At 70.0% G+C, this 15,767-nt stretch carries 7 protein-coding genes; 1 reads left to right on the top strand and 6 read right to left on the bottom strand.

Annotated elements, in window-relative coordinates:
* The first annotated feature begins 163 nt into the window (after positions 1-163).
* A complete protein-coding gene (locus tag JAO81_RS31770; protein WP_199551427.1) occupies positions 164-1,000 on the top strand; it encodes a putative nonproteinogenic amino acid hydroxylase in 837 nt (278 codons plus the stop codon).
* Positions 1,001-1,036: 36 nt separating this feature from the next.
* Here JAO81_RS31770 and JAO81_RS31765 read toward each other — a convergent pair whose 3' ends face one another.
* The 6 genes from JAO81_RS31765 to JAO81_RS31740 all read right to left on the bottom strand — a co-directional run bounded on the left by JAO81_RS31765 (position 1,037) and on the right by JAO81_RS31740 (position 15,735).
* Positions 1,037-1,966, bottom strand: a complete 930-nt coding sequence (locus JAO81_RS31765; RefSeq protein WP_199551426.1) for a phytanoyl-CoA dioxygenase family protein — start codon at positions 1,964-1,966, stop codon at positions 1,037-1,039.
* A gap of 330 nt (positions 1,967-2,296) precedes the next feature.
* Positions 2,297-3,058 (bottom strand): ABC transporter permease, encoded by a 762-nt coding sequence (locus tag JAO81_RS31760; RefSeq protein ID WP_199551425.1) that lies wholly within the window; start codon positions 3,056-3,058, stop codon positions 2,297-2,299.
* Positions 3,055-4,017 carry an ATP-binding cassette domain-containing protein gene (locus JAO81_RS31755; protein WP_199551424.1) on the bottom strand — a complete coding sequence of 321 codons (963 nt, stop codon included), beginning with the start codon at positions 4,015-4,017 and terminating at the stop codon, positions 3,055-3,057. Before JAO81_RS31755 ends, JAO81_RS31760 begins: the two co-directional genes overlap by 4 nt.
* A 198-nt stretch (positions 4,018-4,215) precedes the next feature.
* The gene (locus JAO81_RS31750; RefSeq protein WP_199551423.1) at positions 4,216-4,941 is read right to left on the bottom strand and encodes a thioesterase II family protein; all 726 of its coding nucleotides are present in this window, start codon (positions 4,939-4,941) and stop codon (positions 4,216-4,218) included.
* A 54-nt stretch (positions 4,942-4,995) separates the two neighbouring features.
* Positions 4,996-9,981, bottom strand: coding sequence for a non-ribosomal peptide synthetase (locus JAO81_RS43770; RefSeq protein ID WP_199551422.1), 4,986 nt, complete (start codon positions 9,979-9,981; stop codon positions 4,996-4,998).
* 6 nt (positions 9,982-9,987) lie between these two features.
* Positions 9,988-15,735: an amino acid adenylation domain-containing protein gene (locus tag JAO81_RS31740; protein WP_374194378.1), complete on the bottom strand. Its 5,748-nt coding sequence runs from the start codon at positions 15,733-15,735 to the stop codon at positions 9,988-9,990.
* Positions 15,736-15,767: the final 32 nt, after the last annotated feature.

Below are 15,767 nucleotides of genomic sequence, written 5' to 3'. Positions count from 1 at the left end.
AGGCCGGGCAAGCAAAGACGTCACGCACCCCTCGCCGGACAGCCTTTGTCCCGCCGACGGGACAGCATTCGACGCCTACGACGGTACGGTCGGGGCGGCCGGCCGGGAGTAACTCCCAGCGGTTTTCGGCGTGTCAGAAGATCCTGTGGTGGAGGGGAATTACATGCTCAAGTCTCAGCGACTTGCGGTGCTGCCCATCGACTCGTACGACCTGGACGAGGAACTGGCCCTCGTGGACCGCCACGAATACGGCGGTCAGTACGACGTCTTCACCTTCGGCTCATGGTCGTCGCACGTGCTGGCCAACGCCAGCGGCGCCGAGTCCGACGTCACGTTCCGCCCGCACGAGGGCACGCTGGCGCTCACCGAACTGGGCGAGCAGCTGCCGAACATCATGACCCTGGTGACCACGCACTTCCCCCTGGAACGGCTGCAGTGGGTGCGCATCTTCGCGCTGCACGAAGGGATCATCGCCCCGCACGTGGACTTCCTGGAGTGGGCGAAGCCCGGCCTGCGGGTGCAGGTTCCGCTGCGCACCAGCGAGGAGTCCCTGCACTCCGAGAACGACACGCTGTACCACATCCGCCGCGGCGAGGTGTGGAAGATCCACTCGACCGATCCGCACTCGGCACGCAGCACCAGCTCGCAGGCGCGCCTGTCGCTGTGCCTCGATTTCAGCGACGAGGACGTTCCGCTGGAGATCAACGGCGCGGTCCCCGCGACCCGGCAGGTGCGCATCATGGAGCCGCCCGAGCCCAGCGACGCCGAGCTGGAGGAGCTCATCGCCTCCGGTGAGACGTTCACGGCGCAGAACCTGCACGCGCGCTTCCGCCCCTTCGCCGAGCTCCACTTCGAGCGCAAGGCGCACGCCACCGCGGCGTTCGACTGGTTCCTCCGGGCCGCGCGGCGCTCCGGCGACGAGGACCTGGTCGCCAAGGCGCAGGCGTTCCGTACGTACTGCATCGAGAAGCGAGCCGAGGACGAGGCCTTCGTCTGGTAGCACCGTCTGCCGCAAGAACCGCCGAGGGGCGGGGTGTCAGCGGCTGGTGGTGCCCTCGCGCAGCCGGTCCATCATGTGCCGGGTGCTCTCGATCGGGCTCTCGGCGGGCGCCGCCTTCGAGCGCGACGGCAGCGCCGCGTTCAGCTGTGCGACGCGGTCGTCCCACTCGTCCTGGCCGGCGAACGGGATCGTCTCGCCCTCCTGGTAGGCCGGGAACGGCCGGTAGCTGTTGACGCCGCTGCGATCGGATCCGCGTACCAGGAGCGGGTCCAGGTAGACCCGGTCGCCGTGGATGCGCGTGGCCGTGGAGATGTAGCCCATGTCGAGGCCGCAGCGGCGCTTGGCGGAGGTGTTCGGCTCCGAGCAGTGCAGCAGGTTGGGGTGGTGGATCGACACGTCGCCCGGCTCCAGTTCGATGGCGACGACGCCGCGCTCCTCGGACCACTGGCGCACGATCTCGTCACGGGCGGAGGAGAAGAGCATGTTGTCGGTGTCGGTGCGGGAGGTCGGCGTGTGCAGCGGCAGCACATGGCTGCCGGGGATCATGCGCAGGCAGCCGTTCTCCGTGGTGGACTCGTCGACGGCCAGCCACACCGTGAGCGCGTCCATCGGGCTGAGCGGCCAGTACGCGCCGTCCTGGTGCCAGAGCACCGGCTGTCCGTCGTAGGGGGGCTTGCAGATGTAGTGGGCGGTGAACGAGGCCACGTCGGGCCCGAGGAAGAACTCCGCGATGTCCACGAGCCGACGGTCGGAGACGACGCGGGCCCAGAAGGCGTCGTTGCGGATCAGCGGGTGATGGAAGTGCTCGGGTCGCAGGTCCGGGTACTTCTGCGTGAGCCACTCGACGTGTGTCTGCAGCTCCTCGATGAGTTCCTTCGGTATGACGTTGCGAATGATGGAGAAGCCCTGCTCTGCGTATTCCCTCGCTGCCTTCTCGAGGACGCTTTCGCTCACGGCTGTGGTCATGCGTCAGATCCTTTGCAGGTTTCGGTGGCCCGTTACCGGAAGGAATGAATCGGCCGGATCACGCGGATCAGAGAAATCGGCGCGGCAACGCGCCTGATACGCGGGAGACTTCAGGGCGGCGGAGAACTTCTGTCCCGACCGTGCCGCCAAGCTCCTGGCATCTCCATTCTCTGCCGCAACACATTGAACGTGTCAACGCCCGCAGGCCCGACGCCGGTGTGTGGTCGAATACGGCGAGTTCACGGTTTGCAACAACTTCCCGTGGTCAGTGCCGTCGGATGTGCGCATTCCGCTGTCCCGTTGACAAGACATGCGATGACAGGACAGCGGTCAGGCGCGCTTCTTGAAGGTGGAGACCGCCCAGACGTAGCCGACGACAGCGAAGCCGACGCACCAGGCGACGGCCACGACGGCGTCACCGCCGGACACGTTGCCGGCGAGCAGGCCGCGCAGCGTCTCGATGATGGGAGTGAAGGGCTGGTACTCGGCGAACTGCCGCACGCCGGCGCCCATCGAGTCCGCGGGCACGAACGCACTGCTCAGGAACGGCAGCATGATCAGCGGTACGGTGCCGAGTCCGGCCGTTTCCACGGACTTGGCCGCCAGGCCCATCGCGACGGTGAGCCAGCCCGCGCCGAAGCTGAGCAGAACGAGCAGCCCGATGGCGCCGAGCCACTCGACGGCGCCGGCCTTCGGGTCGAAGCCCATGAGGAAGGCGACGCCGATGAGGGCCGCCTCGGCCGCGAGGCAGCGCACCGTGGTCACCACGACATGCCCGGTCAGGACGGAGCCGCGGGAGACGTCCATGGTCTTGAACCGGTTGATGATGCCCTTGGTCATATCGTCGTTGACGGCTGTCGCCGTGGCCCCGAGGCCGTAGCTGACGGCCATCACCAGCAGACCCGGCGTCGCGTAGTCGATGTAGTCGACGCCGACGCTGAACGCGCCGCCGAAGACCTTGACGAACATGAGCATGATCACGATGGGGAACAGGACCGCGTTGAACACGGTGGTGGGGTTGCGCAGGGTGTGCTTCATGTTGCGGCGCAGCATGATCGCGGAGTCGGCCAGAGGTGCCGTGGCAGTGCTCATCGCGCGATCGCCTCCTTGTCCGTGCGCTGGGCGACGACGCCGGCGGTGTCCCCGGTCAGCGCGAGGAACACATCGTCGAGGTCAGGCGAGTGCACGGAGAACTCCTGTGCGTTGAGGGCGTGTTCGTCGAGCCGGTCGAGCAGGGCCCGCAGCGACCTCGACTGGCCGTCGCTGGGCACCCGCAGGGCCAGCTCCTCCTCGTCGGGGGTGCCGGCGGGCAGGATGCGCGCCGCCGCGTCGAGTTCCTGCTGGTCGGCGAAGCGGAGGCGGACATGGGTGCCCGGGATCTGCCGCTTCAGCTCATCGGCCGTGCCCTGGGCCACGAGACGGCCCTGGTTGAGGACCACGATCCGGTCGGCGAGCTGGTCGGCCTCTTCCAGGTACTGCGTGGTGAGGAAGATGGTCGTGCCCTCGGCCACCAGGTCGCGGACGATGCCCCACATGGTGCGCCGGCTGCGCGGGTCGAGGCCCGTCGTCGGCTCGTCCAGGAAGATGATCTTCGGAGCGCCCACCAGGGTCATCGCCAGATCGAGTTTGCGGCGCATGCCGCCGGAGTACGTGACGGCCATCTTGTCCGCCGACTCCTCGAGGTCGAAGCGCTCGAGGAGGGACTTGACGACCTGGTCACCGGAGCGCACTCGCTTCAGGTCCGCCATCAGCTGCAGATTCTCACGGCCGGACAGCAGATCGTCCACCGCGGCGAACTGGCCGGTCACACCGATGGAGGCGCGCACTTGCTTCGTCGCCTTCGCCACGTCGTGCCCGGCGACGCGCACCGTGCCGGCGTCGGCGGTCAGCAGCGTCGTCAGGATGTTCACCGTGGTCGTCTTGCCCGCACCGTTGGGGCCGAGCATGGAGAAGATGGACCCCGCCGCGACCTCGAAGTCGATGCCGTCCAGCACGACTTTGTCGCCGTACGCTTTGCGCAGCCCTGAGACTGCAATCGCGGAACTCGTCATACCGCCACTATTCCGGGCCGTTCTGACAGGGCGCTGCCACGGGCCTGACACGGCTGTGGAGCCTTCTCAGCTGCAATCACGCGAATCGATGCCCTTGGCACGCGACGTCGGTGCGAGGTGTGTCCGGCAAAGCATCGGACCGTCCGGGAGGAGGGGTTGTCACCCGTCCCGGACGGTCCGATGGGTCCCTGGCCGGCTCTAGACAGTCTGTGCCGCGATCACGTCCAGGATCTGCTCGCCGTGGTCGACGAGGTACATGTGGTCGCCCGGGAACTCCACGTAGGTGAACGTGCCGGTCGTCGCGTCCTTCCACTGCCGGGCTTCCTCGGCGGTGACGAGACCGTCGTGGTCGCCGCGCAGCGAGACGACCGGCACCGTCACCGGGTCGTCGGTGCTCGGCACGTAGGCCTCGTGCATCGTGCAGTCGGCGTGCAGCGCGGGCAGGATCAGTTCGCGCATCTCCGGGTGGTCGAGGGCTTCGTGCCGGAAGCCCGCGAACTCCTCGACCCTGGCAAGGAATTCGTCCCCGCTCAGGCCCGCCGCCCGCCGTTCGCGCTGGGTCCAGGGCCCGGGCGAGCCGCTGACGACCAGACGCTCGACGGGCACGCCCCGCCGGCCGAGCAGATGCGCCAGCTCATAGGCGAGTACGGCGCCGAGGCTGTGGCCGAACAGGATGGTCCTGGTGCCCTCACCGAGTTCGGCGACGACACGGTCGATCTCCGCCTTGGCCGCCTCGACGACACTGCCGTAAGGCTCCTCGAGCAGCCGCTTCTCCCGGCCGGGCAGGTCCACCGTCGCCACGCGCCAGCGCCCTGCGGCCAGCTCACGCCACGGGTGGAAGAACGATGGACCCGCTCCGGCGAACGGGACGCACAGCAGCGCGATCTCGTTCCCCTGGTCCGCGGACGTGCCGGTCTCACTCATTGCGGTCGACCCCCAACTCTGCTCGTTGCTTCGGATTCCTGGTCGCCGCGCCGGTCACTGGGCCAGCTTGCGCGCGATGACCTGCATGATCTGGCCTGCGGGCTTGGGCATGTGCAGGTCGTGGTGCGAGGCGTCGACGTCGTACTCCTCGATGGAGCCTTCGATGTGCGGCCGCCAGTCGGGCCCGTAGGAGGTCAGTCCGTCGACCTTGTCCACGGTCGCGTTGAAGTACAGGAGGTCTCCGCGGTAGACCGGCGAGTCGAAGTCGCCCATCTTCTGCAGGTTGTTGGACCCCACGCGCGACATGTTCACCAGGAAGCTGTCCATGTTGCCGGTGTTCATGAACTGGCCGAAGACCTCTTCGACGTCCTCCCGGTAGAGCTCGGGGGTCCGGTCGGCCACCTGGTTGAACCCGTTGTCGGGGTCGGGGCTGGCCGGCTGGGCGTCGAGGACTGCCAGGATGTCGACCCGGTGGCCGAGCTGGTCGAGCCGCACCGCGATGGCCTGCGCGATGGGCGCCCCGTAGGACCATCCGACGAGGTTGTACGGGCCCTCCGGCTGGACCTTGAGGATCTGCTCGAGGTAGTCGTCGACCATCTCCTGCACCGAACCGGCCACCGGGTCCTTGCCGTTGGAACCCCGGGACTGCAGGGCGTAGCAAGGCCGGTCCGGCGTCCATGGGGCGAAGGTGAAGTACGCCCAGCCGAGGCCGCCGCCGCCGTGCACGAACCACACCGGCGGCTTGCCGGTGCCGGGGTCGCGGTTGAGCGGCAGGACGACACCGAAGGAGTCGTCGTGCTCGCCGGGGATGGAGCCGATGAGCAGCAGCGCGGCCAGCTCGGCGACGGTCGGGTACTGGATGATGGTCCGCAGTGGCATATCGACGCCGAAGTGCTTGCGGATACGGGCGCCCAGCCGGGTCGCGAGCAGGGAGTGCCCGCCGAGGGCGAAGAAGTCGTCGTCAATGCCGACGCGTTCCAGGCCGAGCAGATCGGCGAAGAAGCCGCAGAGCTCTTCCTCGTGCGAGTTGCGCGGCTCTCCGCTGCTGACGGTGGTGGTGTGCTCGGACGGCAGCGCGTTGCGGTCGATCTTGCCGGATGCGGTGAGCGGCAGCCGGGACAGCGGGACGACCGCGGCCGGGACCATGTAGTCGGGCAGGCGTCCGCGCAGGAAGTCAGGGAGTTCGGCGAGCAGCGGCGCCAAGGCTGTGGCCAGGGCCGGGGCATTGGCCCGGGTCCGGCCGACGGTGTCCCCGGGTACGTAGGTGCCGGTGACCAGGCCGGTGGTGCGGCCCTGGGGCAGCAGCACCGCGTCGAAGGCGTGTGGGTGCGCGCCGGACCAGGTGAGCACCGCGTCCAGGCCTTGCTGCGCGGCCCACGAGGCGATCTCCTGCGGGTCGCCCGGCGTCCCGGGCAGGGTGTCCTCGTGCACGACCGCGGCGAACGTGGCCGTGGCTGCCTCCTCCACGAGGCGGGCGTTGGGGATGCCCGTCACGCGCAGCGGTCCGCCCGCCCTGCGCACGGCGGCGGACCATCCGGTGCGGTCCTCGCCCCACGGCGTCGTAGGCACGGCGGACAGATCGAGTGCGGCGGCCGGCTCCTGGTGCAGGACGACCTCGTAGCGGTGCCGGGTGAGTGCGTTGTGCACCGCTCCCGCCTTCAACCGGATGTCGACGGCCGCTCCGTGCTCGGCGGCCCAGTCGGTGAACCACTGTGGGGCGACGAACAGTTCGCGTTCGGCGAGCAGCGTCTGCTCCACCGAGGCCCGCAGCTCCTCGTGCGAGGCGTACGGCTGTTCGGCGCGGGCCTCGGCGGCGGCCAGGATGCGCTGGGTGGCGGCGTTGCGCACATCGCCGACGATCAGCCGGCCGCTCGGCGCGAGCAGAGAAAGGACGCCGGTGAGGACCCGGTCCAGATAGTCCGTGCCGGGGAAGAACTGCGTCACCGAGTTGAGGACCACGGTGTCGAACGCGCCGCTGGGCAGGCCGAGAATGTCGTCCGCCGCCTGGACGCTCAGGTGGACGCGGTCGCCGTGGCCGGCTTCCTCCACCTGCTCGGTGAGCCGCTCCACGACGGACTCGGAGACGTCGGTGGCCCAGTACTCCTCGACCTCGCCGACGACCTTGGACATCAGCAGTCCCGAGCCCACGCCGATCTCCAGGACGCGCCGCGGTGCGAAGCGCAGCACCTGCGCGGCCGCCGCGTCGCGCCACTGCTCGACGTCCTCGCCGGTCAGCGGCTGTCCGGTGTACACCGCCTCCTTGAACTGCTGGAGGTCCTCGCCGAACGGCACATGCGCGGTGTCGTGCCAGGCGTCGTCGAACGTCTCGCGCCACACGGCCAGTTGACCGGCGGTGTCGGCCGTGACGGCATCCGGGTCGGGAGCCACATAGGCGACGAGGCGCTGGTCACCCTTCTGGTCCTCGCGTACGGCGACAGCCGCTTGCGCCACCCCGGGATGCGAGGTCAACGCCTGCTCGATCTCGCCGAGTTCGATACGGAAGCCGCGGACCTTGACCTGGAAGTCGGTCCGGCCGAGGTACTCGACCTGGCCGTCCTTGGTCCACTTCACCAGGTCGCCGGTGCGGTACATGCGCGCGCCCGGTTCGCCGTACGGGTTGGCCACGAAGCGGCCCGCGGTGAGTCCGGTCTGTCCGAGGTAGCCACGGGCCAGCTGGACACCGGCGAGGTACAACTCCCCCGCCACACCGGGTGCGACGGGACGCAGCGCCGAGTCGAGCACGTACACCTGGGTGTTCCAGACGGGAGCGCCGATCGGCACCCGGTCCTCACCGGGGATGTGCTCCCAGGCGGTGACCTCGACTGCCGCTTCGGTCGGCCCGTACAGGTTGTTCACCGAGCATCCAGGAAGCAATTCACTGACCCGATTGGCGAGTTGAGGCGGGAAGGCCTCCCCCGCGACCTCGATCCACCGCAAGCTGGTGCAGGCACCGGCGGTGGGCTCGGTCACGAAGGCCTCGAGCAGCGACGGTACGAAGTCCGCGCCCGTCACACCCTCGCGCTGGATCAACTCCGCGAGATATGCCGGATCCCGGCGCCCGTCCGGACGGGCGATGACGATCGCGGCGCCCACTTGCAGCGGCGCGAAGATCTCCGGCACCGACACGTCGAAACTCGCCGTCGTGCTCAGCAGCACCCGGTCCTCTGCACCGACCGAGAAGTGGGCGAGCCCCCACGCCAACCGGTTCATGATCGCCCGGTGCGCCACCGGCACACCCTTCGGACCACCCGTCGAACCCGACGTGAAGATCGCGTACGCCGCATTGTCCGGCGACAACTCCCGTACGGGATTGGTCTCCGCACACGTGGACACGTCCGGGAGGTCGGCGTCGAGTACCAGCAGCGGCTGAGCGCTGGCGAGCACGTGCCGTACCCGGTCCTCCGGCAGCTCCGGGTCGATCGGCACGTACGCGGCACCCGCCTTGACCACCGCATAGATCGCCACCAGCAGATCCACCGACCGCGGAATCTTCACCGCCACCAGCGACTCGGGCCCCGCACCCTGCTCGATCAGCCAATGCGCCAGCCGGTTCGCCCGCCGGTTGAACTCCCCGTACGACAACCGCTCCCGCTCACCCACCAACGCGAGCGCATCCGGCGTCCGCGCCACCTGCGCCTCGAACGCCGACGGCAACGTGCCGGCCTCCACCGGCCGCGCGGTGTCATTCACCCCCCGCACCAGCCAGTCGCGCTCCTGCTCCGCCAGCACCTCGATCGAGCTGATCGGAGCATCAGGGGCGGCGACCACCTGACGCAGGACGCGCGCGAAGCGGGCGCCGATGGCCTCGGCGGTGGCGCGGTCGAAGAGCTGGGTCGCGTACATGAGGTCGCCGCGCAGCGCCCCGTCGCCGTCCACGGCCATGCCGATGAACAGGTCGGTCAGCGAGGTCTGGGTGAGGTACTGCTCGAACTCGACCTTGAGGTCGGGCAGTTGGACGGAGTGCTTCTCGAAGCTCTGCCAGGCGAACATCACCTGGAACAGCGGCTGGTACGCGGTGGAGCGCTCGGGGTTGATCAGTTCGACCAGGGTCTCGAACGGCACGTCCTGGTGCTCGTAGGCGGCCAGCGCCTTGTCCCGTACCTGCGGCAGCAGCGCGGCGAAGGAGGGGTTGCCGGAGAGGTCGACGCGCAGCACCTGGGTGTTGACGAAGAGGCCGACCAGGTCGGCGAGGCCCTCGTCGGTGCGTCCGGCGATCGGTCCGCCGATCGTGAGGTCGTCCCCGCCGCCCAGCTTGCTCAGGAGTACGCCGAGCGCGGCCTGCAGGACCATCGCCATGGTCATGCCGCGTTCGTCGGCCAGCTTCTGCAGTCCGGCCGTGACTTCCGGCTCCACCGTGAGGGAGATCGAGCCTCCCTGTGTGGAGCGCTGGGCGGGCCGTGGCCGGTCAAGGGGAAGGTTCAACGGCTGCGGTACGCCGGTCAGTTCCTTGCGCCAGTACTCGGCCTGCGCGGCGGCGAGCGAGCCGGGCGTGGTCACGTCGCCGAGCAGTTCGCGCTGCCACAGCGCGTAGTCCTTGTACGTCACCGGCAGCGGCTCGTACGTGGGAGCGCGGCCGTCCCGCCGGGCGGTGTACGCGGTGATCAGGTCCCGGGACAGCGGCCCGCCGGAGACACCGTCGGAGGCGATGTGCTGGATGAGCAGCACGAGGACATGCTCCTCGGGCGCGAGGCGGAACAGGCGGGCCTTGAGCGGGGTCTCGGCCGCCAGGTCGAAACGGTGCGCGATGAACGCGTCGACGGCGCCGCCCAGTTCACCGTCGTCAACGTCGACGACCGGCAGCGGGACCTCGGCCTCGGCGGCCGGCAGGATCTTCGCGTACGGCTCGTCGTTGTCGTCGGTCAGGAACAGCGTGCGCAGGGTCTCGTGGCGGGCGACCACATCGTGCAGGGCCGCGGCGAGTGCGTCCCGGTCCAGTGGCCCGGTCAGCCGGAACGCCGGTGAGATGTTGTAGGTCTCGGCCCCGCCTTCCAGCTGGTGGGTGAGCCACATGCGGCGTTGCGCGAACGAAAGCGGAATCACTGGTCTTTACTCCTCGGTGATCATCCGGCGCAGGGCGGGGCGGACGGGTACGGCCGATTCCTGCGACCACGCCGCGAGCTCGGCCACCGTGGGCAGGTCGAAGATCTTGCGGATGGGTATCTCCATGCCGAGCTCCGCGCGGGCGCGGGTGATCAGCCGCGTGGCGAGCAGGGAGTGTCCGCCGAGCTCGAAGAAGCCGTCGTCGACACCGACCTGCTCCAGGCCCAGGATGTCGGCGAAGAGCTTTGCCAAGGACTCCTCGCGCGGGGTGCTCGGCGCCCGGTAGGGCGTGCCGGTGGTGAGGTCCGGGGCGGGCAGGGCCTTGAGGTCCAGCTTTCCGTTGGGCGACAGAGGCAGCCGCTCCAGCGGTACGTAAGCGGCCGGAACCATGTACTCCGGCAGCCGGTCGGCCAGGTGCTCCTGGATCTCGGCCGCGTCCGGGACTGTGGCGCCCTCGGCGGGGACGAGGTAGGCCGCCAGGAAGGGGGCCTTGTCGTCGGGGTGCTGGGTGACGACGGCGACCTGCGCGATCTGCGGATGCGTGGTCAGGGCCGCCTCGACCTCGGCGGGTTCGACGCGGTAGCCGCGGATCTTCACCTGGGTGTCGATACGGCCGAGGTGGAGGAGTTCCCCGTCCCGGGTCAGGCGGGCGAGGTCGCCGGTCCGGTACATCCGTGAGCCGGGCGGCCCGTAGGGGTCGGGTACGAAGTGGTCGGCGGTCAGGCGGGCCTGGCGGTGGTAGCCGCGGCCGGCCCCGGCCAGATACAGCTCGCCGGGGGTGTCGGGAGGCAGCAGCCCCAGACCGGGACCGAGGATGTAGGCCCGTACGCCGGGGAAGGGGGCGCCGATGGGCACGCCGTCGCGGTAGGCCTCCTGCGGGTGGAGCAGGTGGGCGGTGGCGTAGAACGTCTCGCTGGGGCCGTAGCTGTTGATGACGCGGGCCTTGGGCCAGCGGCTGCGCACCCGTTCGGCGAGGACCGGGGTGAGCACCTCGCCGGAGATGTTCAGGGCTGTCGGGTCGATGCGGTCGGCGAGCTGGTCGACGAGTTCGGCGAAGGCGGAGGGCACCGAGCAGATGACGTCGACGTCCCAGTTGTCGCGCTCGGCCAGTTCCAGGACGTCGCGCACGATCTCGGCCGTGCCGCCGGTGGTGAGAGCGGCGAACGTTTCGAAGGTGGCGACGTCGAACCCGAACGAGGCGGCGACCAGGATGCGCAGGCCGTCCTGTGCGCCGGCCTGTTCGACCATGGTGTCCACGGCGTTGACGACGGTGGCCTGGGTGACGCCCACGCCCTTGGGGACGCCGGTGGATCCCGAGGTGTAGATGACGTAGGCGAGGTTGTCGGGACCGGCCTTCGGCCGCTGCGCGGCGCCCTCGGCGGTGGCGTGCAGGTCCACCTCGTCGAGCAGGCGGACCGGGATGTCCGTCTCGGGCACCAGGCGGCTGGTCTCGGCGTCGGCCAGGATCAGGTGGGGCCGGGCGGTGGGCAGCACATAGGGCAGGCGTGCGGCGGCGTAGGCGGGGTCGACGGGCAGATACGCTCCGCCGGCCTTGAGTACACCGAGCAGCGCCACGACCACGTCCACGCCGCGTGGCAGGACCACGCTCACCACGGTCTCCGGGCCCACTCCCCGCTCGGCGAGATCCGCGGCGAGCGCTTCGGCGCGGGCGTCGAGTTCGGCGTAGGTGAGGGAGGTGCCGCCGCAGACGACGGCGACCCGGTCCGGGGTGCGCGCCACCTGCGCCTCGACGAGTTCGGTGAGGGTGACGTGCCGGGCCCGGGCGGCGGCTTCGTCGTACCGGGCCAGCATCCGGTCGCGTTCGCCCGGCTCCAGGGAGTCGATCTGCGCGACCAACAGGTCCGGGTTGGTGGCCAATTGACGCAGGAAGCTCACGAGCCGGGCCGCGTGCAGTTCGACCGTGGCCCGGTCGAGGACGGACGGGGCGTACTGGATGACGAGCTGCAGGTGCGGGTCGGCCGCCGCGGTCAGGCACAGCGGGTAGTGGTTGCCGGCGAAAGGCCGCATGCCGGTGAAGGTGATGCCGTCGGCGGCGTCGCTGGCGGCGCCGATGCCTTCCCGGTCGACCGGATACGACTCGAAGACGACCAGGGTGTCGAAGAGGGAGCGCACCCCGGCGGCCTGCTGGATCTCGGCGAGCCCGTAGTAGTGGTGGTCGGCCAGGGCGGCCTGGCGGCTCTGCAGCCGGCCCAGGAAGTCGGCGACGGTCTCGCCTGGCTCGTAGGTGGCGCGTACCGGCAGGGTGTTGATGAACATTCCGACCATCGTCTCGACGTCCGCGACGGCGGGCGGGCGGCCGGAGACAGTGGCGCCGAACACCACGTCCTGGCGGCCGGTGAGCTGGCCGAGCAGCAACGCCCAGGCGCCCTGCACCAGAGTGTTGACGGTCACGCCCAACTCGCTTGCGCGGCGCACGAGTTCGTGGGCCTGCTCGATCGGGAGCGGGGCCTCGACCTGGTCGCGCAACCCGTTGTCGGTGTCCGGGGACTCGGCGGCGAGCAGCGCCGGCTCCTCGATTCCGTCGAGGTCCTGTGCCCACGCCCGAGCGGCCTCGTCCTGGTCCTGGCGGGTGAGCCAGGACAGGAACTCGCCGTAGTCGCGGGTGGGCGGCAGGGCGCTCAGGTCGCCGTCGGACGCGTAGAGCAGCAGCAGGTCCCGCATGAGCAGGGGCGTGGACCAGCCGTCGTAGAGCGCGTGGTGGGCGGTCAGGACGAGTTCGGGGCGGTCCGGGTCGAGTACGGCGAGGGCGAGCCGCATCAGCGGCGGTCGCTCCGCGTCGAAGTAGGTCCTCTGGTCGTCCTTCAGGAAGCTTTCGAACCGCTCGGTGCGCTCCGGCTCCTCGACGGCGCTCAGGTCGAGGTACTGCCACGGCAACGTGACGTTCTGCGGGATCACTTGGACGAGCGCGCCGTCGGCCGGGTCGACGAACGCGGCGCGCAGCGCGGGGTAGCGGTCGAGCAGGGCCTGTGCGGCGCGGTGCATCCGCTCGGGGTCGACCCGTCCGGACAGGTGGAAGACCAGCTGGATGTGGTACGGGTCGAAGTCCGCGCCCGCCAGCTTCGCCTGGAACAGGATCCCGGACTGGGCGGGGGTGGTGGGCCAGATCTCGGTGAGCTTGCCGAAGCGTTCCTGCCAGGCGTCGATCTCGCCTTGGCCGACCGAGACGAGCGGCGCGTCGCTGGGGGTGAGGCCACCGGCCTCGGGCCTGCTGGCATGGCGTGCGAGGGCGGTGAGGGCCTGGACCCACAACTCGGCGAGTTCGGTGACCTCTTGACGGGTGAGGACGCCGGTGGGGAAGCCGAAGTAGGCGGTCAGCTCCTCCCCCGCACCGGTGTCGGTGGCAACTGCGTTGATCTCCAGCGCGGACAGCACCGGCATGTCCGCGTCCGGTGCGGCGATCAGGTCCTGATGGCTGGTGTCCGGGGCCCAGCCCAGGCCGCGCAGCTCCTCCGGGATGTCGGCGGCGGAGGCCTTGCCCAGATAGTTGAAACCGATCTGCGGACGGGCGAGACCGGCGAGCTGCCGGCCCGTCGTCACGTTCAGATGCCGCAGCAGGCCGTAGCCGAGGCCGTTGTCGGGGATCGCCCGCAGCTGTTCCTTGACCGCCTTCACCGCCTGACCGGCCGCGGCGCCGCCGGCAAAAGCGTCGGTGAGGTCGATGCCGGTCACGTCCAGGCGCACCGGGTACATGGCGGTGAACCAGCCGATGGTGGAGGACAGGTCCGCGCCGGGGATCAGGTGCTCTTCGCGGCCGTGGCCTTCCAGGCGGAGCAGCGTGGAGGCGGCGTCATTGCCGCGGTCGGCGCGCCAGCGGGCCAGCGCGAGGGCCAGACCGGCGAGCAGGCCGTCGTCGACACCACCGCGGAAGACCGCGGGGACCTTGTTCAGGAGCGGACCGGTCACCTCGGCGGGGACCTGGATGCGGACGGTGTCCACAGTCGCCGTCACGTCGAGCGCCGGGTCCACCTCCCGTGCACCCAGCGCGGGTTCATCGCCCGCGAGGACCTCCTGCCACACCGGAAGTTCCGCGACGCGCTGCTCGGTGGCGGCCTGCTCGGCCAGCGCGTGCAGCCAGCGGCGCAGTGACGTACCGGTGAGGGACTGTTGTTCATCTGTCTCGGTGCCGCTTACGGCCTGCTTCCATGCGTCGACCAGGTCCGGCAGCAGGATGCGCCAGGAGACACCGTCGACGACCAAGTGGTGCAGCACGATCAGGAGCCGGTCCGGCTGTCCGTCCTCGGCTGCGGTGAAGCGTACGAACTGCGCCATCACGCCCGCGTCGGGCTCAAGGCGGTCGGCGGCCGCGTCCAGCTCCCGCTGCACTTCGTCGGCCGCGTACGGCACGTCACGCAGCAGCTCGTCAGCACGCAGGCTGCCCGGCGGCAGCATCCACAGGCCCGGGTTGACCCGGTCCAGCTTCGAGCGCAGCGCGTCATGCCGGTCGAGGACGGCTTGCAGGGTCGCGACCAAGGTCGGCCGGTCCAGGTCTGCGGGCAGGGTCAGCAGTGCGGACATGCAGAACCGGCCGATCCCGCCGCCCAGTTGCAGGATGTGCGCGGCGGTCGGCGGCAAGGGGGCCCAGCCGACACCGCGGCCCGGCAGCTCGGCAAGGACCACCCGTTCCTCGTCCGCCCGCTCGGCGACGAGCTCGGCGAGACGGAGCACGGTGCGCTGCTCGAAGATCTCGCGGGTCGTGACCGTGACACCGCGGGACTTCGCGCGGGCGACGACCTGGATGGAGCGGATGCTGTCGCCGCCGCCGGCGAAGAAGTCGTCGTCGATGCCGATCTCGGCGGCCCCGAGGACATCCGCGTAGACCTCGGCGAGGATGCGTTCGGTGTCGTTGCGCGGAGCGCGGTACTCGCCCCCGGTGAACTCCGGCACCGGCAGAGCCGCCCGGTCCAGTTTGCCGTTCGCCGTGAGCGGCAGCCGGTCCAGGGTGATCAGCTGGGCGGGCACCATGTACTGGGGCAGTCGTTTGGCCGCGAAGCGCCGCAGGTCCGCCACGGTCGCGCCGGCGTTGATGTCCGTTGCGCCGTCCCCGGCGGCCGCCTGCGCCACGTAGCCGACGAGCCGCTTGGTACCGGTGGAGTCCTCGACGACGGCGACCACGGCCCGGCTGACGGCGGGATGCTGGGCCAGCACCGCCTCGATCTCGGTCGGCTCCACCCGGATGCCGTTCACCTTGACCTGGTTGTCCGCGCGGCCCTCGTAGACGAGCTGGCCGTCGGCGTCCCAGCGGGCCAGGTCGCCGGTGCGGTACATCCGCGTGCCGGGCGGTCCGAACGGGCTGGCCACGAAACGTTCGGCCGTGGCCGCGCTGTTGCCGTGGTAACCGCGTGCCACCAGACCGGCCACATACAGTTCGCCGACCACGCCCGGCGGCAGCGGAGCCAGCTCCGGGCCGAGGACATGGGCCCGCATGTTCGCCAGCGGCGTGCCCACCGGCACGGCTCCGGTGCCGGTCCAGTCGTGCGGCGCCGTGAACGTGGAGGCATAGAAGCTCTCGGTCTGCCCGTAGGCGTTCATCACGCGAGTGCCGGGCAGTTCCTTGCGCACCCTGCGGACCAGGTCCGAGGAGAGCGCTTCGCCCGCGAAGACCACAGTGTCCACGTCGAGTTGGCGGCCCTGGGTGCCGATCTGGTCCAGGAGTGCGGTGAACACCGCGGGAACCGCACTGATCGTGGTGCCCGACCAGCTGTCCCGCTCGGCGAGTTCGAGGACGTCCCGCACGATCTCGACGGTGGCGCCCGAGGTCAGGGCGG

The organism is Streptomyces sp. N35, from assembly GCF_016464295.1.
Taxonomy (GTDB): domain Bacteria; phylum Actinomycetota; class Actinomycetes; order Streptomycetales; family Streptomycetaceae; genus Streptomyces.
This window is presented reverse-complemented; position numbering and strand designations above follow the sequence as displayed.

What these genes read in the sequence shown, in the direction of transcription:
- JAO81_RS31770 (WP_199551427.1), top strand. Translation starts at nt 164, where the DNA reads ATGCTCAAGTCTCAGCGACTTGCGGTGCTGCCCATCGACTCGTACGAC.
- JAO81_RS31765 (WP_199551426.1), bottom strand. Translation starts at nt 1,966, where the DNA reads ATGACCACAGCCGTGAGCGAAAGCGTCCTCGAGAAGGCAGCGAGGGAA.
- JAO81_RS31760 (WP_199551425.1), bottom strand. Translation starts at nt 3,058, where the DNA reads ATGAGCACTGCCACGGCACCTCTGGCCGACTCCGCGATCATGCTGCGC.
- JAO81_RS31755 (WP_199551424.1), bottom strand. Translation starts at nt 4,017, where the DNA reads ATGACGAGTTCCGCGATTGCAGTCTCAGGGCTGCGCAAAGCGTACGGC.
- JAO81_RS31750 (WP_199551423.1), bottom strand. Translation starts at nt 4,941, where the DNA reads ATGAGTGAGACCGGCACGTCCGCGGACCAGGGGAACGAGATCGCGCTG.